16 protein-coding genes and 1 pseudogene are annotated in these 20,883 nt (G+C 71.1%); 4 read left to right on the forward strand and 13 right to left on the reverse strand.

The features are described from left to right. Nucleotides 1-79: 79 nt before the first annotated feature. On the reverse strand, nt 80-619 hold the full coding sequence (locus ACIBSV_RS28485; protein ID WP_395867883.1) for an LURP-one-related/scramblase family protein: 540 nt from the start codon (nt 617-619) through the stop codon (nt 80-82). 171 nt (nt 620-790) lie between these two features. Between ACIBSV_RS28485 and ACIBSV_RS28490 the strand changes: the two are divergent. Continuing rightward, nucleotides 791-2,239 (forward strand): annotated as a pseudogene (locus ACIBSV_RS28490) (thioredoxin-like domain-containing protein); the annotation flags it as partial. Between the two features lie 201 nt (nt 2,240-2,440). Here ACIBSV_RS28490 and ACIBSV_RS28495 read toward each other — a convergent pair. From ACIBSV_RS28495 to ACIBSV_RS28505, 3 genes are all read right to left on the reverse strand, one after another. Then, a complete protein-coding gene (locus ACIBSV_RS28495) occupies nt 2,441-2,731 on the reverse strand; it encodes a DUF6458 family protein (RefSeq protein ID WP_395867980.1) in 291 nt (96 codons plus the stop codon). A 138-nt stretch (nt 2,732-2,869) separates the two neighbouring features. Next, nucleotides 2,870-4,156, reverse strand: coding sequence for a M18 family aminopeptidase (locus ACIBSV_RS28500; protein WP_395867885.1), 1,287 nt, complete (start codon nt 4,154-4,156; stop codon nt 2,870-2,872). Nucleotides 4,157-4,335: 179 nt separating this feature from the next. Then, complete coding sequence (locus ACIBSV_RS28505) at nt 4,336-6,162, reverse strand: acyl-CoA dehydrogenase (RefSeq protein ID WP_395867887.1); 1,827 nt, start codon at nt 6,160-6,162, stop codon at nt 4,336-4,338. A 217-nt stretch (nt 6,163-6,379) separates the two neighbouring features. On the opposite strand from ACIBSV_RS28505, the gene ACIBSV_RS28510 reads away from it, so the two are divergent. Beyond that, nucleotides 6,380-6,778 (forward strand): SseB family protein, encoded by a 399-nt coding sequence (locus ACIBSV_RS28510; RefSeq protein WP_020549161.1) that lies wholly within the window; start codon nt 6,380-6,382, stop codon nt 6,776-6,778. Between the two features lie 327 nt (nt 6,779-7,105). On the opposite strand, the gene ACIBSV_RS28515 is transcribed toward ACIBSV_RS28510, so the two are convergent. The 4 genes from ACIBSV_RS28515 to ACIBSV_RS28530 all read right to left on the reverse strand — a co-directional run bounded on the left by ACIBSV_RS28515 (nt 7,106) and on the right by ACIBSV_RS28530 (nt 12,760). Beyond that, a complete protein-coding gene (locus ACIBSV_RS28515) occupies nt 7,106-8,368 on the reverse strand; it encodes an ABC transporter permease (protein WP_395867889.1) in 1,263 nt (420 codons plus the stop codon). Beyond that, the gene (locus ACIBSV_RS28520; protein WP_395867891.1) at nt 8,365-10,026 is read right to left on the reverse strand and encodes a peptidoglycan-binding protein; all 1,662 of its coding nucleotides are present in this window, start codon (nt 10,024-10,026) and stop codon (nt 8,365-8,367) included. Before ACIBSV_RS28520 ends, ACIBSV_RS28515 begins: the two co-directional genes overlap by 4 nt. Before the next feature lie 186 nt (nt 10,027-10,212). Further along, nucleotides 10,213-11,913, reverse strand: coding sequence for an amidohydrolase family protein (locus ACIBSV_RS28525; RefSeq protein ID WP_395867893.1), 1,701 nt, complete (start codon nt 11,911-11,913; stop codon nt 10,213-10,215). Between the two features lie 220 nt (nt 11,914-12,133). After that, nucleotides 12,134-12,760, reverse strand: a complete 627-nt coding sequence (locus tag ACIBSV_RS28530; RefSeq protein WP_395867894.1) for a TetR/AcrR family transcriptional regulator — start codon at nt 12,758-12,760, stop codon at nt 12,134-12,136. A gap of 235 nt (nt 12,761-12,995) precedes the next feature. On the opposite strand from ACIBSV_RS28530, the gene ACIBSV_RS28535 reads away from it, so the two are divergent. Continuing rightward, entirely contained in the window at nt 12,996-14,075 is a 1,080-nt protein-coding gene (locus ACIBSV_RS28535) for a PP2C family protein-serine/threonine phosphatase (RefSeq protein ID WP_395867896.1), read from the forward strand. 63 nt (nt 14,076-14,138) lie between these two features. On the opposite strand, the gene ACIBSV_RS28540 is transcribed toward ACIBSV_RS28535, so the two are convergent. Next, nucleotides 14,139-15,908, reverse strand: a complete 1,770-nt coding sequence (locus ACIBSV_RS28540) for an ABC transporter ATP-binding protein (protein ID WP_395867898.1) — start codon at nt 15,906-15,908, stop codon at nt 14,139-14,141. 76 nt (nt 15,909-15,984) lie between these two features. Between ACIBSV_RS28540 and ACIBSV_RS28545 the strand changes: the two genes are divergently transcribed. After that, nucleotides 15,985-16,575, forward strand: a complete 591-nt coding sequence (locus tag ACIBSV_RS28545) for a TetR/AcrR family transcriptional regulator (protein ID WP_395867900.1) — start codon at nt 15,985-15,987, stop codon at nt 16,573-16,575. 45 nt (nt 16,576-16,620) lie between these two features. Here the strand turns inward: ACIBSV_RS28545 and ACIBSV_RS28550 are convergent, their stop codons facing one another. The 4 genes from ACIBSV_RS28550 to pucD form a co-directional block, all read right to left on the reverse strand. Beyond that, nucleotides 16,621-16,977 carry a VOC family protein gene (locus ACIBSV_RS28550; RefSeq protein WP_395867902.1) on the reverse strand — a complete coding sequence of 119 codons (357 nt, stop codon included), beginning with the start codon at nt 16,975-16,977 and terminating at the stop codon, nt 16,621-16,623. A gap of 224 nt (nt 16,978-17,201) precedes the next feature. Then, the gene (locus ACIBSV_RS28555; protein ID WP_395867905.1) at nt 17,202-17,501 is read right to left on the reverse strand and encodes a hypothetical protein; all 300 of its coding nucleotides are present in this window, start codon (nt 17,499-17,501) and stop codon (nt 17,202-17,204) included. A gap of 229 nt (nt 17,502-17,730) precedes the next feature. Further along, a complete protein-coding gene (locus tag ACIBSV_RS28560; protein WP_395867907.1) occupies nt 17,731-18,234 on the reverse strand; it encodes a nucleoside deaminase in 504 nt (167 codons plus the stop codon). Nucleotides 18,235-18,364: 130 nt separating this feature from the next. Then, the gene (gene pucD, locus ACIBSV_RS28565) at nt 18,365-20,692 is read right to left on the reverse strand and encodes a xanthine dehydrogenase subunit D (protein ID WP_395867909.1); all 2,328 of its coding nucleotides are present in this window, start codon (nt 20,690-20,692) and stop codon (nt 18,365-18,367) included. Nucleotides 20,693-20,883 lie beyond the last annotated feature (191 nt).

Genomic DNA, 20,883 nt, shown 5'->3' on the forward strand with positions numbered 1-20,883 from the left:
CCCGAACAGACGTGTGGAAGGGGCTCGTTCTATGCCGCGTTCGGAGACCCGCCGGCGCGAACGGCCGGCCGTCCCCGGATCAGTCGTCGTCCTCGCTGCTCAACCGGTCCACGCACACCGCGATGGCGATGATCAGCGCATGGTCCCACCCGGGTGCGATGTCGACACCGTAGGTGTCCCGGACCCGCAGCCACTTGCGGGTGATCTGCGCGACCGGCCCGTTCGGCCCGGCGATCCCGTACTCGTGGTGGAACATGTCGCCGCGCACCGACAGTTCGACCCCGACCGCGAGGTCGACCTCGAATGCCTCGTGCAGCGGGGTGAACATCTTCTTGCGCACCGTGGCGACCGTCTCGCCGGTCGCGTCCTCGACCTTCATCGCGTGATGGATGCTCATGATCTTCTTCTTCACGGTCGCCAGGACCGTGCCGGCGGTGTCCTTGAGCTCCAGCCGGTCGTGCAGGGTCAGTGCCTTGCCGTCGACCAGGTAGACCTTCTCGCCGGATTCCGTCGTGACCCAGAAGTCGTCGCCGATCGCGAACATCTTCTCGCGCACGAGATAGCGCCCGGGAGCCACTCCCGGATAGAGCTGGGCTCCGTCGTACTCGTCCCCGAACACTGTGCCTCCACGATGACTACGCGTTGTCGGGCAGACTGCCCGAAATGCCGGCGTTCAGTCGCCTTGGGGAACGCCGGTGTGCGGCCGCGGATACACCCGGTTGGGTGGGGTGCGGCCCGTACACGCGCCGGCCGGCGGCCTGTGGCCGACCCGGATGGTTCACTTCGAACCATGAGCAGCACCGCACGCCGAGCCCGGGTCCGGGCCCCCGAGTTGTCCGGTTCCGGCGGCTGGATCAACACCGACGGCCCCGGCCCGACGCTGGCCGAGCTGCGCGGGCGGATCGTGGTGCTGGACTTCTGGACCTCGGCGTGCGTGAACTGCCACCACGTGCTGGCCGAGTTGCGGCCGCTCGAGGAGCGCCACCGCGACGTGCTGACCGTGATCGGCGTGCACTCGCCCAAGTTCGAACACGAGGCCGAGCACGGCGCGGTGGTCTGCGCGGTGCAGCGACACGAACTGCGCCACCCGGTCCTGGACGACCCCGAACTGAGCACCTGGAAGCAGTACGCGGTGCACGCGTGGCCGACCCTGGTGGTGGTCGACCCGGAGGGCTACGTGGTCGCGCAACTGTCCGGCGAGGGCCACGCCGGCGAACTGGAGGTGATGATCGCCGACCTGGTGGTCGAACACGAAGGCAAGGGCACGCTGCGCCGGGCCGCCGAGGAGTTCGAGCGGTCCGAGAGCCCGCGTACCGACCTGCGCTTCCCGGGCCACCTGCTGCGGCTGCCCTCCGGGGCGCTGCTGGTCGCGGACACCGGGCACCACTCGCTGGCCGAACTCTCCGACGACGGCCGTACGGTGCTGCGCCGGATCGGCACCGGGCGCCGCGGACTGCTCGACGGCGGGCCCCGGCACGCGATGCTGGCCGAGCCGCACGGCATGGCCCTGCTGCCGCCCGAGGTGGCCGCGCACGTGCGGTACGACGTCGTGGTCGCGGACACCGCCAACCACGCGCTGCGCGGCGTCTCGCTGGCCACCGGTTCGATCCGTACCGTCGCGGGCACCGGGCGCCCGCGCCGACGCGGCACCGAGGACCACGGCGCGGCCCGCACGATCGACCTCTCCAGCCCGTGGGACGTCGCGTGGTTCGGCGGCCGGATCATCGTGGCGATGGCGGGTGTGCATCAACTCTGGGAGTTCGACCCGGTGGGCGAGGGGGTCGGGGTGCTGGCCGGCACCACCGACGAGGGCATGGAGGACGGACCGGTCGACACCGCCAGCTTCGCCCAGCCCTGTGGCCTGGCCGTCTCGCCCGACCAGCACACGTTGTGGCTGGTGGACGCGGAGAGTTCGGCGCTGCGTCGGCTGGTGGACGGCGGGATCGAGACCGTGGTCGGTCGAGGGTTGTTCGACTTCGGCCTGCGGGACGGCCCGGCCGAGCACGCGCTGTTCCAACACCCCCTGGGCGTGGACACGTTGCCGGACGGCTCGGTGGTGGTCGCGGACACCTACAACGGCGCGCTGCGCCGCTACGACCCCGCGGACGGGTTCGTGACGACCCTGGTCGAGGGCCTGGCCGAGCCGGCCGCGGTGGCGGTGGTCGCGGATCTGGACGAGGAGCTCTACCTGACCGTGGTGGAATCCTCCGCCCACCGGGTGCACAAGCTGCGCATGCCGCACACGTGACGTCGGCGGCCGGGCGCCCCGCCGACCCGCGTCGCCGTGCTCCCCGAGCGCGGCCGCCCCGAGCGGTCGCGCGAACGAGAACGAGGGTGCCCGGCAACGTCCTTCCCGTGAACGGCGACGACCGCGGCTCCGGAGCGGGAGGGGGAGGGCTCCGGAGCCGCGGTCTTCAGGGGGGTGGTGCCGAAATGGTCCTCAGCGTCGGTAGTAGCGGCGGGTCGGCCGTTCCTCGACGATCCGCTCGACCGGCGGCTCGACGTAGCCACCCGTGACGGGCGGTTGCACGTAGCCGGCCGGCGGCGGGTTCAGCGGCGTGTTGCGTCGCCGGGGTCCCCACACCATCAGGAACAGCGCGATGCCCACGACTCCGGTGATCATCAGTACGACGCCGACCACGTCGAGGTTGACCCCGGACACGCTCCAGTCGGTGGCGAAAGTCAGGATCGCGCCCACCGCGATCAACAGGATGCCCGCTCCGATGCCCATGAGTTCGTTCACTCCGATCCGCTGACGTGCGGCGGGTATGCGCTGCGCCCGATTTGCCTGTCGGCTCGCGCCTACCCGGAGTCCTCCGACCCATGCCCACCGATTCGCGGCGGCGTTCGGCCGCGGTGCGGCCCTCGCTCAGCCCTCCAGGAACGCGGCGGCTGCCGAGGCGAGCAGGAACGGGTCGTCGGCGCCGCACAGTTCGCGGGAGGAGTGCATGGACAGGCACGCGGTGCCGACGTCCACGGTCTCGATGCCCAGCCGGGTCGCGGTGATCGGGCCGATGGTCGAGCCGCAGGGGATCGAGTTGATCCCGACGAAGATCTGCGAGGGCACCCCGGCACGTTCGCAGGCCGCGGTCCACACGGCCCGGCCGCGCGCGTCGGTGGCGTAGCGCTGGTTGGTGTTCACCTTCAGGATCGGGCCGCCGCCCGGCACCGGGTGGTGGCCCGGCTCGTGCCGGGAGGCGTAGTTGGGGTGCACGGCGTGACCGACGTCGCTGGAGAGGTGGAACGAGTCGGCGAACGCGCGGGCGCGGTCGTCCGACGTCCCGCCGCGGGCGCTGACGATCCGGCTCAGCACCGTCTCCAGGAGCGGCCCGGCCGCGCCCGTGGTGGACTCGCTGCCGGTCTCCTCGTGATCGAACGCGCCGAGCACCGGGATGTGCGCGACGCCGTCGTGCGCGGCCGCGAGCAGCGCGGCCAGTCCCGCGTGCACCGACAGCAGGTTGTCCAGCCGGGGCGACGCGAGCAGTTCGCGATCGCGCCCGAGGTAGCTCGGCCGTTGCACGTCGTGGACCATCAGGTCCCACCCGGTGACGTCGCCGGCGGCGACCCCGGCCTCCTCGGCCACGAACCGGATCAGCGCGCCCTCGTCGACCGGGCCCAGCCCCCAGACCGGGGTCATGTGCTGCTGCTTGTCCAACTTCAGGCCCGCGTCGTTGACCGAGCGGTCGAGGTGGATCGCCAACTGCGGTACCCGCAGCAGCGGTCGGTCCACGAACACCAGGTGCTCGCTGCCGTCGCGCAGCACGATCCGGCCGGACAGACCGAGGTCGCGGTCGAGCCAGGAGTTGAGCAGCGGCCCGCCGTAGATCTCGACGGCGACCTGCCGCCAGCCGACCGCCCCGGTGTCGGGCTGCGGCTTGACCCGCAGGGTCGGCGAGTCGGTGTGCGCCCCCACGATCCGGAAGCCGCGCGTGCTCTCGGTGCCCTCCGGTACGTACCAGGCCACGATCGCGCCCCCGCGCAGCACGTACCGCCCGCCGGCCCCGCCGTCCCACGCGGCCGTCTCCACCAGCCGCCGAAAGCCCGCGGCCTCCAGTCGCGCGGCCACGTTCGCCGCCGCGTGGTACGGGGACGGACTGGCCGCGACGAACTCGATCAAGTCGTCGGTGTGACTCCGGTCGAAGCGAGGCGAGGGCATACATACTCCAAGGTCCGCGGCCGCCCGGCCGCGAAGATCGTCACGGTCTCTCCGCCCCGAGACTACGCCCCACCCGGAGCGCCGCCGCCGTGCGCTCCCGCTGCCGCGGCCGCACGAAACGGGCCGGCGGCGAGGTCGTCCACAGGACGCCCTCGCCGCCGGCCCGATCCGCGGAAGGACTAGAAAGCCGCTTCCGGGAGTTCCATGATCGCGTTGTCGATCTGCTCCACCATCAGGCGTTGCGGCGTCAGCAGCGGCAGGATCTCGCGGGCGAAGTGCTTCGCCGCGGCCACCTTGCCCTGGTAGAACGCCTCGTCCCGACCGGGCGTGCCGGCCAGCTTCGTCAGCGCCACCGAGGCCTGACGCAGCAGCAGCCAGGAGACCACCAGGTCACCGGCGGCGATCAGGAGCCGTGTGGTGTTCTGGCCGACCTTGTAGATCGAGTCGATCTCCTGCTCGGACGCCATCAGTTGGTTGATCATCGCGGCGACCATGCCCTGGACGTCCTCGGCGGCCGTCGCGAGCAGCCCGACCTCGGCGGCCAGTTCGCCCTCGGCGTGCGCGGCGATGAACTCCTGGATCTCGCCGGCCACCACGGTCAGCGCCTTGCCCTGGTCGCGGACGATCTTCCGGAAGAAGAAGTCCTGACCCTGGATCGCGGTGGTGCCTTCGTAGAGGGTGTCGATCTTGGCGTCCCGGATGTACTGCTCGATCGGGTATTCCTGAAGGAAGCCCGAGCCGCCGAAGGTCTGCAGCGACTGCGCGAGCTGCTCGTACGACTTCTCCGAGCCGTAGCCCTTGACGATCGGCAGCAGCAGGTCGTTGACCCGGTCCGCGGTCTCGTCGCTCTCACCGGCGAGCGCGGCGCCCTCGATCCGGTCCTGCCACGAGGAGGTGTACAGCACGAGCGCGCGCATACCCTCGACGTACGCCTTCTGGGTGAGCAGCGAGCGGCGCACGTCCGGGTGGTGGGTGATGGTCACGCGGGGCGCGGCCTTGTTCGTCATCTGTGCGAGGTCGGCGCCCTGGTAGCGCTCCTTCGCGTACTCGAGCGCGTTGAGGTAGCCGGTGGACAGCGTCGCGATGGCCTTCGTGCCGACCATCATCCGGGCGTACTCGATGATCTTGAACATCTGCGCGATGCCGCTGTGCACCTCGCCGACCAGCGTGCCCACCGCCGGGACGCCGTGCTCGCCGAAGGTGAGCTCGCAGGTCGTGGAGACCTTGAGGCCCATCTTGTGCTCGACGTTGGTGACGAAGGCGCCGTTGCGCTCGCCGGGTTCGCCGGTCTCCGGGTCGAAGTGGAACTTCGGCACCACGAACAGCGACAGGCCCTTGGTGCCGGGACCGGCACCCTCCGGGCGTGCGAGCACCAGGTGGATGATGTTCTCGGTCATGTCCTGGTCACCCGAGGTGATGAAGCGCTTGACGCCCTGGATGTGCCAGGTGCCGTCCTCCTGCCGGACCGCCTTGGTACGACCCGCGCCGACGTCCGAACCCGCGTCGGGCTCGGTCAGCACCATGGTGGAACCCCACTGGCGGTCGACCATGAAGCCTGCGACCTTGCGCTGCTCCTCGGTGCCGAGCGTGTGCAGCACCTGGGCGAAGTCGGGGCCCGCCGCGTACATCCACAGCGCCGGGTTGGCGCCGAGCACCAACTCGGCCACCGACCAGCGCAGCGAACGCGGGCAGTTGGTGCCGCCCATGCTCTCGGGGAGCGCGAGGCGCCACCACTCCGAGTCCATGTATGCCTTGTACGACTTCTTGAACGCCTCGGGCAGCGTGGCCGAGTGCGTCGCGGGGTCGAACACGGGTGGGTTGCGGTCGCCCTCCGCGAACGAATCGGCGAGGTCGTTCACGGCGAGGCGTTCGACCTCGGCCAGGATCGACCTGGCGGTATCGACGTCCATTTCCGCGAACGGACCCGTGCCATAGACCTGCTCGCGCCCGAAGACCTCGAACAGGTTGAACTCCAGGTCGCGGAGATTCGACTTGTAGTGACCCATGACAGGCTCCGCCCGTGGTTGCGTCTCGTGGACTGCGCTGATTGAACTGAACGACCGAACTGAACTTGGACCCAGTGTACTGGTCAGTAACATAATGATCGTACCCATGGGTAACTTTTTCAATGCCCGAGAGGTTCCCATCCGGTTACCACCAGGTACATGTGACCGTCTCGACGGAGGGCTCAAACCCGGGCCGGAGACCCGCTAGCCTCGTGGTGTGTACGGCTACGCAACGGAAGAATCCCAGGCCCGGGCGGAGGCGCCGGCGCTCACCGACGCCGTGCGCGCGTTCGCCACGGGCGTCATGAACGGCGAGGACTTCCAGTCCATCTTCATAGCGTCGAAGGTCTTCTGCCCGAGAGGTGATCGCCCGGGCTTCCTGGCCCTGCACAACACCCCCGAGCCGGTGATCCCGATGTTCAGCTCCCTCGCCGAACTCAAGAAGTACGCCGGTGAGGAGTCGCGTCACTTCACGGTCACCGGCGCCGAGGTGCTCGACCTGCTTCCCAACGGCTACGGCTTCGTGCTCGACCTCGACGGCGAACACCGGGTGATGTTCGACGCGAAGGCCATAGAACAGATGATCGCCTTCGCGATGCGCCGGATGTACGGCTGAGCCGTCCGTTCGACCGGGGCGGCGTGCACGGTCGAACGCGCCGACGATCGTGCCGCTCGGGGCACCGACGGTGACCGGGTGGTCGCGTCTCGTCGATGTCGGGCGGCCGAGGGTCGGCGCGCTCGGGACGGTGCTTCGATCAGGCCGGACGATGGCCGTGGTTGGCTCTGTTCTTGCGACGGGACTTGCGCTTGCGGGTCTTCCTCGACATCGCGCCCCCTTGTTCGTCGTGCCGCATGCTTACCCGCGCCCGGTCCGCGTTCATGCCCGAAGTTTCACGTGACCCGCGACCCGCGACGTTCGACGCCGGCCCTCCACGCCCTCGGCTCAGCGGCGCAGCGCGGCGGCGGGTTCGATCCGGGCGGCGTGCCACGCGGGGGGCAGGCCGGCCAGGAGTCCGATGGCGAGGCCGATCAGGGGTCCCGCGGCGAGCATGGCGGGGTCGACGACCGCGGGCCAGTGTTTCGCGGCAGCGGTGACGACGATGGTGATCGTGCCCAGGGCGGTGCCGACGAGGCCGCCCAGTGCCCCGAGGCCGGCGGATTCGAGGAGGAATCGGCCGGCGATGTCGCGGCTTCCGGTGCCGAGGGCGCGGCGCAGGCCGATCTCGCGGGTGCGTTCCAGGACGGCGACCAGCGTGGTCCCGGCGATGCCGACGGCGCCGATGAGCAGGCAGAGCCCGGCCAGGACGAGGAACGGCGCGGCGCGGTCGTCGGTGCCGTGGCCGCGCAGGGTGCGCGGATCGGGCGGCGGGATCGACCGGAACGCGTCGACGGCGTCGGGGCGCAGCGCGTACGGGGCTTCGCCGGCGACCTGGCGGGCGGCGCCGTTCCTCGTGGTGACCAGCATCCTGGCCCGGTCGGCGCCGCCGGGTGGGCCGTAGACGCGTTCGGCGGTGGTGCGGGGGATGAGCACGGATCGGAGCAGGTCGGCCCGGCGGTCGGCGCCGGCGAGGATGCCGACGACGGTGAAGGGGGTGTCGCCGACGAACACGGCCGGGGCGGTGTCCAGGGTGCCGACGCCGAGGCGCTCGGCGACGTCCGCGCCGAGGACGGCCACCTGTTCGGCGCGCCCGTCGTGGAAGGTGTCGTAGCCGCGGCCGCTCGCCCAGTGCGGCCCGGCGGCCCGGAGGAAGCCGGGAGAGGCGGCGAGGACGGGGATCCGCGGGGCGTTCGGGTCGCCGCCGACGGGAGCGGCGCGCACTTCGGTGCCCGGCGGGAGTTCGACCGTCCACTGCACACCGGCGTGTTCGACGCCGTTGAGGGCGGCGACGCGCCGGTCGGCGTCGGCGCTGAACATCAGCGGTTCGTTGGCGGGGTCGGCGCCGCCGGTGTCCTCGATGGTCACCTCGGTGGCGGCGCGCACGTCGAAGCGGTCGTCGAGCCGGCGGTCGGCACCGGCGGTCAGACCCACGACGGCGACGAGGGTGCCCACGCCCAGGACGGTGCCCAGGGCGGTGAGGATCGAGCGGGCCGGTCGATGGAGCATGTCGGCGAGGGCCTGGGAGAACAACGCGCGCAGGCGTCGGCGGGACCGGGCGGTCCGCTGTACCGGTTCGCCGGTCGGTGCCCGCCGGGCCCCGCCCGTCACGGGTGCGCACCGGCGCGGACGGGTGCCGCGACCTTGCGGTTCGCGCCGACCACCACGCGGTCGCCCGGGGACAACGCGCCCGCCATCGGCGCCACCTCCACGTATCCGTCGCCGGAGGTGCCCGCACGGATCTCCACCCGCCGCCGGGCACCGCTGGATTCGAGCACCGTCACCATGGTTCGACCGTCCGCGCCCGCGGACACCGCGGACACCGGCACGACCAGCACGGGTCCGTCCGACGAGGTCGCCTCGATGCTCAGCCGCACCTCCCGCCCCGCCAGTTCGGGATCCAACGCCGCCGTGGGTACGACGATCACCGGATAGCCCCCTCCGCCGGCGGCCGGCGTGGCGGCGACACCCTGCGCGGGACCCTCGTCGCTCCCGGCGGTCGGGGTGTCCGCGATCGACCGGACCTCGCCGGTCGCCTCGATTCCGGACGACTCGACCAGGATCCGCACCCTCAGGCCGGGGCGTACCAGGTTCTTCTCGTGCGGCGCCAACGATCCCCGCACGATCGGATCGCCGACCGAGAGCGTCAGGGCCCTGTCCTCCACCTCGTCGCCGACGACCGCCCGCATCGTGTCGACCCGGGCGGGGAAGCGGCTCAGGAAGACCACCTCGGCAGCTGGCACCATCGCACCGGACCTGGCCCTGAGCTCGGCCAGCGCGGTCCTCGCCCTGGTCAGGTCCTCGTTCGCGTAACGCACCTGCCGAGCCGTGGCCGCCGACGAAGTGGCCGTCGACCCACTCGACGTCGACTCACCCGAAGTCGACTCACCCGCGGTCGACGCGGCACCCGTCGACGTCACGTCGCCCGCCTCGACCCCGTCCCCCGTCCCTGCCCCGTCCCTGGCCCGGGCCAACGCGCGTTCCGCGCCGGTGACCCGGTCCTCGGCGGCCGCGATCGCGTCGTCCTCGCCCGTCACCGGCACCTCGTACCCGGTCGCCCGGTAGAACGCCGCCACGGCCGTCCGCGTCCCGGCCCCGTAGGTTCCCGCCCGGTCCGTCCCGACCCCGTACCCGAGTCCCTTCAAGGCGGCCTGCAACTGCTCGACATCGCGGCCCTCGCCGCCCGGTCGCAGATCCCGGTACACCGGCAGTTCCCCGGGCAGCACGAAGATCGGCCGCCCGGACACCTCCAGCAGCACCTGCCCGGCCTCGACCACGTCCCCGGCCCGAACCCGAACACCGGTCACCACCGGTTTCGTCGTACCGCCGCCGTCCTTGCCCGCGCCCGTCGACACCCGGGGCGCCACCGTGACCGTGTGCTCCGCCGCGACCGTCCCGCGCAGCACCACGGTGTCCGTGAGCACCCGGCGGTCCACCGTCGCCGAGATCACCGATCGAGCCGGCGCCTTGGCCTCGGCGGCCCGCTCTTCGGGCGACCGGACGAAGCGCGCGGCCGTCCATCCGCCGACGATCGACACCAGCGTGATCACGATCAGCACGATCAGGACGCGCCGCCGGCGCGTCTCGGGCGTGCGCGCGGGGGCGGATTCCGGCTCGACCGGATCGAATCCGAGGTCACGGGACGTTCCGATGGCAATCCTCGCTTCGCGCAGAGCGACACCACCGCCCACTCGGCGGTTGCCGCCCAGACTGCCAAGCCGAAGCCGTGCCCCGCACGAGGACGCGCGGTCGGTGGTGCGGTCGTCCACCGCATGGCCGATACCCGGACCGCCACACGTGCGGGGTTCGTCGACCCACCCGGCGGGCCGTCGGCGCTTCGGCGGGCGGGTCGGCCGCGGAACCGCGAAGCGCCGACGATCGGGTGCCGTGCGCCCCCACGGGCGGCGCGCGGCGCGCGATCGTCGGCGCCGGTGGGTGGACGGGGAGGGGTCGGGTCAGCGGGCGCGCCGGCCGTGACGCAGCAGTTCGCCGCTGTGCACGCCGGTGGGTTCGTCGTTCTCGATGGTCACCCGGCCGTTGACCAGGATGTAGCGATAGCCCTTGGCATCGATCACCGTGCGGAGTTGGCCGGCGGGCAGATCGTGTACGAACATGGGGTCGCCGTAAGCGAGTTCGTCGTAGTCGTAGACGATGATGTCGGCCGCGGCGCCCTCGGTGAGCACGCCGCGGTCGGTGAAGCCCGCACAGCGGGCGGGCAGACCCGAGAGCCGCCAGTGCGCCTGTTCGAGCGAGGTCCAGGCGTGCTTGCGGACGTACTCGACCAGGTACTCCGTGCCGTACATGCCCGCGCTCAGCGTCTTCAGGTGCGCGCCGCCGTCGGACAGGCCGGGCAGCAGGTACTCGTAGTCGACGAGTTCCTTCAGGCCCTCCAGGGTCGCGTTGAACTGACCGGTGTGCACCTGTGTGGTCAGCCCGTCCGCGATGGTGACGTCGCACAGCACGTCCACCGGGTGTCGGTCCAGCTTCGCGCCGATCTCCTTGAACGACAGGCCCTCGTACTGCTTGTACTCGGCGGTGAAGGTGCGGTGCAGCTTCATGTCCGGGTACAGGTGGTAGAACAGCGGGTCGAACTCGCGCAGTTCCGCTCGCACGGCCGGGTCGTTCAGCATCGCGATCTTCTCCTCGACCGTCTCGGCCGCGAAGATGTCCGCCACCGGCGGGCGGGTGGACACGCCGCCGTACAGGAAGCTGAACGGCACCGGGACGTCGGTCGTCATCGCCTGGCCGTAGATCGGGATACCGCGTTCCTGGCAGCGTCGCAGCCATTCGATCTTGCGCTTGTACAGGCCGCCGCTGCGCGAGTTGGCGATCACCGCGTTCCAGATCAGCGGTCGGCCGCTGACCTCGACCAGGTTCTCGTACTCCTCCTCGGTGATCTGCGTTCCGGACACCTGCATGAAGCCGCGTCCCTGCCGGCCCAGCGCCTCGGCCAGCGCGAGGCGGGTCTGCGGCCACATGATGTCGGTGGGCATCGGCGTGCCGTCGAAGTCGCCCTGCATCAGTCGGCCGTTCGGGTTGCCCGGCTCGCCCAGACACTGCGCGGACCAACCGCATGCCCCGGCGTCCATCGCCTCCTCCAGCAGGCGGGCGAGTTCGGCGTGCTCGGCGTCGGTGGGTTCGGCGCCCGCCTTGGCCCGCTCCAGGCCGAGCACCCAGATCAGCAGCGGGTTCACCGGCACGTACGGCAGTACGTTGACCGCCTTGGGCGTGCGGTCGACGCTGTCCAGGTAGTCGGGGAAGGTGACCCAGTCCCACGGCATGCCCTCGCGCAGGGTCTCGGTGGGGATGTCCTCGACGGCGGTCATCGACAACATCGCGCGCTCGCGCATCTCCTCGCGCACCGGCGCGAAGCCGAAGCCGCAGTTCCCGGTGACCACCGAGGTCACGCCGTGCGGGCCGGACGTGGTCAGGTACGGGTCCCAGAAGACCTGGCCGTCGTAGTGGGTGTGCAGGTCGATGAAGCCGGGCGCGACGATCAGGCCGGTCGCGTCGATCACCCGATCCGCGTCCTCGGCCGGGATTCGCCCGATCCGGCTGATCACGCCGTCGGTGATCGCGATGTCGCCCCGGAAACGCGGGTTTCCCGAACCGTCGACGACGATGCCGCCCTTGATGACCACGTCGTAGTTCGTCATGGCGTCCCTTCCCTCGTCCTTCGGTAGAGCCCTTGATGCAGTTAATTAAAAAGTGTGTTTAATACGAGGGGTCGAAGGAGTCAAGGGATTCCGGGGCGTGGCCGCGGCGGCCGGGCGGAGCGGGTGCGAGGGGGGATCGGCGGGCGGTCGGGCGGGCCGCGGCAAGCGAGGGGTGGGCCGGCAGGCGGCCCGGGCGGGTGGGCGGGATGGCCGAACCCGCTCAGCCGCCGGCGAGCGCGCCCGCGACGATCGCGGTCAGGTGGTCGTCGAAGGCTTCCGGGCCGAGCAGGCCGGTGGCGACGATCCCGTCCGGCCGGGGCGGCTGGGTGTGCCGCGCGGCGCGGGCCGCGCACAACATGCCGACCATCTGGGTGACCAGGAAGGTCCGGGTCTGCAACGCGGTCACGGCCGATTCGGGGCGGGCCGCCGCGACCGCGTCCACCACGTCCTGGACGTCCTCGCCGCCGAGCAGCGGAGTGATCGGCGAGGTCGCGTCGCGCAACAGCTCCACCGAGATCTGGAGGTACGCCCGGTCGGCCGGCGACCCGTTGAGCAACTCGGTGATCGGCAGCACGATCGCGCGGGCGTACCCGGACATCTGCTCCGGTCGCTCGCGGGCGGCGGCCAGCAGTGCCTGGCGCCGCGCGTACACGACCGGGACGTGCTGTTCGACGATCGCGCGCAGCAGCCCCTCGCGACCGCCGAAGTGGTAGTGGATCGCGCCGGCGTTGCGTTGCCCCGCCGCGCGGGTGATGTCCTGCAACGGCACGTCCAGACCGTGCCGCGCGAACAGGATCTCGGCGGCCTCGACGATGCGGCGCCTGGTGGGGCCGGAGTCACGGGGCATGCGCGCAGCATATGGCCTGGGTGGGGCCCGGGTTCGGCCACGAATGGCGGCGTTGTCAAGTGCCTGTTTGGCCAGGTTTGGATACGTTTTAGACCTTATGGGACCTTCGCCCCTGTCCGTGTGCCTCGGCGCACGTGACGATGGACGGAGTCGGCGTCGGTCCGTCCCCCTGCGCGTCAACGAAAGGTCCCGACACATGCCTGCCATGGCCCTTCCCGCCAGCCGAGCAGTTCCGGTGGCAGTGGGTTTGTACGTGGCAGTGCTGGTGAGTCGGGTGTTCGCTCCGGACTACCTGGACATGCACGCGGTGCTGATCGCCGTGCCGGCCGTGGTGGCGATGGCGTATCGGCCCTGGATGACCGCGGTGGCCGGCCTGGTCGCGCTGATCACCCGTCTGCTGTTGCGGCCGGAGATGTACAGCGGCGACCACGGCGACTACAAGCACTCCACCGGCGTCTCGGCGGCGATCCTGATCGTGACCCTGTTCGGGTGCTGGGTGGGCAGGGAGCGGCGGCGGCAGGACGCCCGCCTGCATCGTGTGCAGTCGGTGGCCGAGGTGGCCCAGCGTGCCCTGCTGCGGCCGGTGCCCAGGACGATCGGCCGCTTCGGCTTCGCGGTCCGCTATCGGGCGGCGGCCGAGGAGGCGTCCATCGGCGGCGACCTGTACGAGGTGTTGGAAACGCCGTACGGGGTGCGGGTGCTGCTCGGCGACGTGCGCGGCAAGGGTCTGGAGGCGGTCGACATGGCGGCCCGGACGCTGGGCGCCTTCCGCGAGGCGGCCTACGAGGCGCCGACCCTGGCGGAGGTCGGCATCCGGGTGGATCGCAGCCTCAACCGGCAGCTCGGCGGCGAGGACTTCGTCACCGCGGTGATGGTCGAACTGTGCCCCGGCGAGGGCACCATGCAGGTCCTGGCGTGCGGCCATCCGTCGCCGTTGCTGGTCCGCGGCGGCACGGTCGGCGAGGTGATCGCCGAGGCGGGACTGCCGCTGGGCATGGGCCTGCTGCCGGCGACCACCACGCGCACGGTGGAGCACGTGCGCTTTCGGCCGGGTGACGTGTTGTTGCTGCACACGGACGGGGTGACCGAGGCGCGGGACACCTCCGGCACCTTCTACGCGCTGGGCCGGCACCTGACCACGCACGCGCACAACGACGCCGCGGCGATGCTGGACGCGGTCGAACAGAGCCTGCTGGCGCACGTGGGCGGCAAGCTGGAGGACGACGCGGCGATGCTCGCGGTGACCCTGACGGGGCCGCTGATGAAGGTGGTCAAACCGGCCCGGGCGCTGGAACCGATCCGGCACCCGGCCTGACCCAAGGCAGCGGGCACACGAATCGGGCACACCGCTCGCGCACGGCGGGCTCACGGTCGGCGGTCACGCGGTCGGCGTCGGGTCCGGTGTCGTGGAGATGCGGAGCGCCGCGACGAGTTCCTTGTACAACTCGTCCGTGGCCAGGAGCTGGTCGTGGGTGCCGGTGGCCCGGAGCCGGCCGCCGTCCATCAGCAGGATGCGGTCCGCGTCCACCACGGTGGACAGCCGGTGCGCGATGGTGACCACGGCGCCGTGCTCGGCCACCTCGCGCATGACGTCGTGGATGGCGGCCTCGGTACGGCCGTCGAGTTGTGCGGTGGCCTCGTCCAGCAGCAGCACCTCGGGGCGGCGGACGATGGCCCGGGCCACCGCGATGCGCTGGCGTTCGCCGCCGGAGAGACTGGTGCCGGCGACCGGCTCGTGCAAGCCGCCCGGAAGCCGCCGAACGGTCTCCTCCAGGTGCACCGCGCGCAGCGCCGTCCACGCCTCCTCGTCGCTCGCGTCCGGGTGCCGGAAGAGCACGTTGTCCCGGACCGTCCCGGCCAACAGCGGCGTCTCCTGCTCGACATAGGCGATCCGGGACCGCACCGCGCCGATGCTCAGCCGCCGGTACGGCACGCCGGCCATGTCGATGCGTCCGCCGTCCGGCTCGTAGAACCGCAGCAGGAGCGAGAAGATCGTGGTCTTGCCCGCCCCCGACGGGCCGACGATCGCGATGTGGCCGCGGTGCGGGACGTCGACGCTCAGCTCGGACAGGGCCGGTCGTTCGGCTCCCGGATAGGTCACCGACACTTTGTCGAGGGTGAGCGCGGCGGGGCCGCAGTGCCGTGCCGGGGCCGGCTCGCCGTCGGTGAGGTCCTCGGTCCGGATCGACTCGGCTTCGCGCAGCCGCGCCGCCGCCGCCACACCGGCCTGGAGTTGGGCCACATTGGTGGTCAACTCGCCCACCGGTTCCGCGATTTGGAAGGCGTACAGCAGGAACGCCACGAGGGTGGACACGGCCATCCGTCCCTCGCCCACCCGCCACGCGCCGTAGGCGAGGATCACGATGATGGCCAACTGGATGCCGCTGCCGGCGATGGTCCAGGCGATTGCCTCGGTGCGTACCGCCCGCACGCTGTGCCGGGCCGCGTCGCGGGACTCGGCGATCACCCGGTCGCCCTCGCGCTGCTCGGCGCCGCTGGACTTGACCGTCCGGACCGCGCGCAGTCCGCCTTCGAGGATGCCGCCGAGGTTGCCCAGCGACTCCTGGGCCTGCCGTTGGGCCCGCGCGATCGGCGGCATCAGCAAGCCGACCAGGACCGCGATCAGGACGAGCGCGACCAGCGTGCACAGCAGCAGCGGTACGTCGAGCACCGCCATCAGCACGATCGTGCCCACCAGCGAGACGGTCCCGTTGACCAGGTCGACCAGGCTGGAGGAGGCGGCCTCGCGCAGCAGGACGGTGTCCGAGGTGACCCGGGTGACCAGTTCGCCGGGCGGCCGGAACTGGAGGTCGGGCAGCACGCCTCGAAAGAAGCGCCGGACCAGTGATTCGCGTGCGTCGAAGACGATCCGCTCGGCGAGCCGACCCAGCATGATCCACTGCACGAGCCCGAACCCGGCGCCGAGCACGAGCAGTCCGGCCAGCAGGCCGATCGGCCCGACCAGCGAGTTCGGCGAGTCGATCGTGTCGAGGATCCACTTGGTGGCGAGCGGGGTCGCCAGCGCGGTGCCGGTGTAACCCAGGCCGAGGAGCAGCGCGAGGGCCAGCCGCGCGCGATGCGGGCGGACGAAGCTCCAGAGCAGGCGGGCGTTCGGCCGGCGCTCGGAAGGGATGGCGGGCTGCGTCATGCTTCGAGTGGAACATGACTGTTCCATTTTGGTCAAGCAGATTTCCATTACGGGTCATAGTGGTACCTTTGCCGGCATGACCAAAGACGCTGCGGAAACCGGCACCCGACTCCGCACCAGGACCGCGATCCTGGACGCGGCCGCGAGGGTGTTCGCGGCCTCCCCCGCCGCGTCGCTCGGCGAGATCGCCGCGGCGGCCGAGGTCGGCCGCACCACGCTGCACCGGTACTTCCCCGAGCGGCACGACCTCCTGCGCGCCCTCGCCCGGCACGTCATCACGCTCAGCGAGGCCGCCGTGGCCCGGGCCCGCCCGGACAGCGGGCCGCCACTCGCGGCGCTGCGCCGGGTCGTCGAGGAGCAGTTCGCGCTGGGTCCGATCCTGTTGTTCATCTACAACGAGCCCACGCTCGTCGGCGACACCGACCTGTGGGACGAACTGATCGGCGGCGACGATCCGGTCGACACGATCCTCACCCGCGCCGGCGGGCCGACCGCCCCGGCGCTCCCCGCCGGGTGGGCCCGCCGTACTTTCTGGGCCCTGCTCTACACGGGCTGGGAGGCGGCGAAGGAGGACGGCCTGCCCCGCCACGAGGTGGTCGACGCGATCATGACCAGCCTGACCCGAGGCGTCCTCGCCCCGGAACCGACCGATCCGCGTCCACACTGACCCGCGGGCTCACCGACCGGCCGTCGGCGACGCCGTGCCAACCGCTTACGGCCCGTCCAGCCCGAAGACGAAGCCGAAGGGGTCGGTGAGTTGGCAGATCCGCCGCCCGGCCTCGACCACCAGTGGGCCGCGATGATGCGCACACCCGGCCGCGAGAAGCCGATCCCGGACCACGTCAAGGTCGTCCACACCCCAGTACGGAACGGTGCTCGCGCCCGGCGGATTGCGCTCCGGATCGGCCGGGTGGAAGCCGAGTTCGACACCGGCGATGTCCACCCACGCGTACACCGACTCCCCGTCGATGTCGAAGCGGGCCGGGACGTCGAGCACCTCGGCCCACCAACCGGCACTCCGGCGCGGATCGGCGGCGAAGACGAGGACGGTCCGAACGCCACGAAACACGGTCTCTCCCACACGATCACGGGCCCGGTCGCCCCACACGAGCCGGTGAAATCCCCGATTATGGCGCAACCGGCCGGTCGGCCCGCCGTCGCGGCGCCCACCATGCCGCGCCGCTCCACGCCACATCGAGCCGGTCGACTCGGCGGCCCCGTGCGCGCCGGCCGCAGCCGGCTGGACCGGTCGATTTCGGCTGCGCGGTCGGCCCGTCGGCCCAGCCGGCCCGGTCAGCCCGGTCCGCGGTGCGCGGTCGCGACGAACCGCGCCTGCCGCCGGGCACGTTCCACACCCGTGCGGCGCCGTTCGGCGAGTTCCTCCGGCGACATCGGATACGACCCGACGACCTTCGTCGCCGCCGGCACGGGCGGGTCGTCGACGGGAGCGGGCGGTACGAAGTCGGGCCACCCGCCCGGGCGCGCGGCCGGCCCGCGAGGCCCGCTCGGGCGCGCGGTGCGCTCGACCTCGACCTCGTGTGGGCCGCTCGGATCGGGACGGCTCGATCGCAGCGCCCAGGCGAGGACACGCACGACAACATTCACCAACCCCATGTGCTCATCGCGTCCCTTCGGGGCACCACATCGGGAACCTCGGACGCGCGGACCATGTACGGCATATCGGCGCCGCCGGCCCGAACCATGAGCGTTGGACCCCCTGCCGAGCCCGACGCACGTCTCGGCCCGCCCGACCGGACACCCCCGGCGGGGATCGGCAAAGCGCGCCGACGCCCGGGCGAAGGCGCGCATGTCACCCGTGTCCTCAGTAGGCGACGCGGTCGGACTTGGCCAGCCACGCGTCGAAGGGGGCCGTGCGGTGCGGCAGGTCCAACCGCTCGACCCGGGTCGGCCACATCGACTTGGGCTTCTTCTCGAACAGGTCGTAGAACTTGCGGTCGTCGAAGCCGGCCACCGCCGCGTCGTGCCGATCGGCGGCGTAGACGATCCGGTCCACGCGAGCCCACAGGGCGGACGAGAGGCACATCGGACACGGCTCACACGAGGTGATCAGGACGCAGCCCTCGAGCGAGAAGACGTCCAGTTGCCTGCAGGCGGCGCGCATCGCGCTCACCTCGGCGTGTGCCGTCGGGTCCAGGGTCGCGGTGACCTGGTTGTGCCCGATCGCGACAACCACGCCCTCCTTGGCGACCAGTGCGCCGAACGGACCACCACCATTGGTCACGTTGTCGGTGGCCAACCTGATCGCCTCGTCCATCCAGGCGCGCTCGAGGTCCCGGATGCTCGTTCCTTGGGTGTGCGTGGTCACGGTCACTCCTAGCGACGGTGTGGGGATCCCCGGATGCGCTGTCGACGCGGAACACCGCACGCACCGGGGTGACAAGTGGGCCTGCGGGTGCCGTCCCGAGTTCACCTCGGCCGGCGACACCCGCGGGTGTTCATGACGGCCGGACGCCGCAGATGTGCTCCGGAGCGACCGGAGTGTGGGTCAGGTTCAACCCCGTCGCGTTGCGGATGGCGTTCACGATCGCCGGGGTCGCGGAAATGGTGGGCGGTTCGCCGACCCCACGCACCCCGTACGGCGAGTTCGGGTCGGCCCTTTCGATCACGTCCACCGTCATCGGCGGCATGTCCATGATGGTCGGGATCAGGTAGTCGGTGAACGACGCGTTGCGGATCTTCCCGTCCCTGACCTGGATCTCCTCCATCACGGCCAGGCCGAGCCCTTGCGCGGAACCACCGTGGATCTGCCCGACGACGGCGTCCGGGTTGATCGCCTTGCCGACGTCCTGCGCGCAGTCCAACTGCACGACCTTGACCAGACCCAATTCGGTGTCCACGTCCACCACCGCCCGGTGCGCGGAGAAGGCGTGCTGGACGTGCACCCGCGGGCTCTGCCCGCTCACCGGGTCCAACTCGTACGTCCGCAGGTGGTGGTATTCCCTGGTCTCCTCGATCACGTCGTCACCGAGCACGTCGACGAGATCGGCGAGGACACCGGTGACTTCGGAGACGACCTTGCCCCCGGCCAGCGACAGGTCCCCGGGCTTCTCGCCGAAACGCCGGGCGACCCGCTCGAAGAGCACCTCGCGGACGGCCTCACACGCGTTCTTGACGGCGCCGCCGGTGATGTAGGTCTGTCGGGAGGCCGAACTCGACCCCGCGTCGCCGACGTTGGTGTCGTTCGGGTGGATGTTCACCCGCTCCACGCCGAGTTCGGTGCGGGCGATCTGCTGCTGCACGGTGATCAGACCCTGCCCGACCTCGGCCGCCGCGGTGTGCACCATCGCAACCGGGTTGCCGGCGATGGCCTGCAACCGCACCCGCGCCGTGGAGTAGTCGTCGGCGCCTTCCGCGTAGGAGATGTTCTTGATGATCACGCTGTAGCCGACGCCCCGAACGACACCCTCGCCGTGCGTGGTGTTGGCCGCGCCGCCCGGCAGCTCCCGGATGTCCACCGGTCCGCTCCGGCCGTCCGGCGGCAGCGGGATGTTTTCGACCCGGTCCAGCAACTCGGCGACCGGCGCGGGGTAGTCCAGCACCTGCCCGGTGTGCAGGGTCGAGCCCTCCTCGATGGCGTTGAGCCGGCGCAACCGCACCGGGTCCATGTCCAACGCCTTGGCGAGTTTGTCCATCTGGGATTCGTAGGCGTAGGCGGGCTGCACCGCGCCGAGGCCACGCATCGCGCCGCACGGCGGGTTGTTCGTGTACAGGCCCCAACCCTCGATCCTGACGTTGGGTACCTCGTACGGCCCGATTCCCAACGACGTGGCGTTGCTGACCACGACCGGGGTCTTGGAGGCATACGCGCCGCCGTCGAAGTACATCCGCGCCCGGACGTAGACGAGCCTGCCGTCCTTGGTCGCGCCGTGCTCGTAGTACATCTTCGCCGGGTGCCGATGGACATGCCCGTGGAAGGACTCCTCCCGGCCGTAGACCATCTTCACCGGCCTGCCGGTGCGCAGCGCCAACATGCAGCAGTGGATCTGCATGGAGAGGTCCTCGCGGCCACCGAAGGCACCGCCGACGCCGGACATGGTGAAGCGCACCTTCTCGACCGGGAGCCCGAGCGCCCGCGCCGTCTGCCTCTGGTCCACGTGCAGCCACTGGGTGGCGATGAACAGGTCGACCCCGCCGTCCTCGGCCGGGATGGCCAAACCGGACTCCGGCCCCAGGAACGCCTGGTCCTGCATGCCCATGGTGTACACATCGGACACCACGACGTCGGCCTCGGCCTCCGGATTGCCCCGGACGATCGGCTGATAGCGCACCACGTTGCCGCCGGGGTGCAACCTGGGCAACGTGTCGTCGTGCGCGGCCCGTTCCGGGTCGGTGATCGGCTCGAGCACTTCGTACTCGACCACGATCCTCGCCAGCGCGCGCCGGGCCGTCTCGGGGTGATCCGCGGCGACCAGGGCCACCGGCTCGCCCTGGTAGCGCACGATGCCCTCGGCCAGCACGGGCGTATCGGCGACCTTCAGGCCGTAGATGTTCTCACCGGGGACGTCCTCGTGGGTCAGCACCGCGTACACACCGGGGTGCCCGAGCGCGGGCCCGATGTCGATCGACCTGATCCGCGCATGGGGATGCGGACTCCGCAGTGTCGCGCCCCAGAGCATGTCCTCCGCCCACAGATCCGACGAGTAGGCGTACTGCCCGCGCACCTTGAGCGTCCCGTCCGGCCGCAGTGGGCTGTCGCCGATGCCACCACCGACCAACTCGTCGAGGTCCTGCGGCGTACGAGCGGGAGAAGTCTGTTCGGTCATCAGGAAAGTCCCCCACGGTCTGGACACTCGGCAACCAGAGTTCGGTCGGAGTGAGTCGAATCGGCCCGCATGGCAGGCAGTTATCCGATGCCCGCGACTCGCGCGGGAAATGCCGATCCCCAATGCGGGTCATCGCGGTGCGCTGCACCTACGAGAAGTACACAGTCACCCGAGTGGAGCCAACCAGGGGT

This window comes from Embleya sp. NPDC050154 (assembly GCF_044460165.1).
Taxonomy (GTDB): Bacteria; Actinomycetota; Actinomycetes; order Streptomycetales; family Streptomycetaceae; genus Embleya.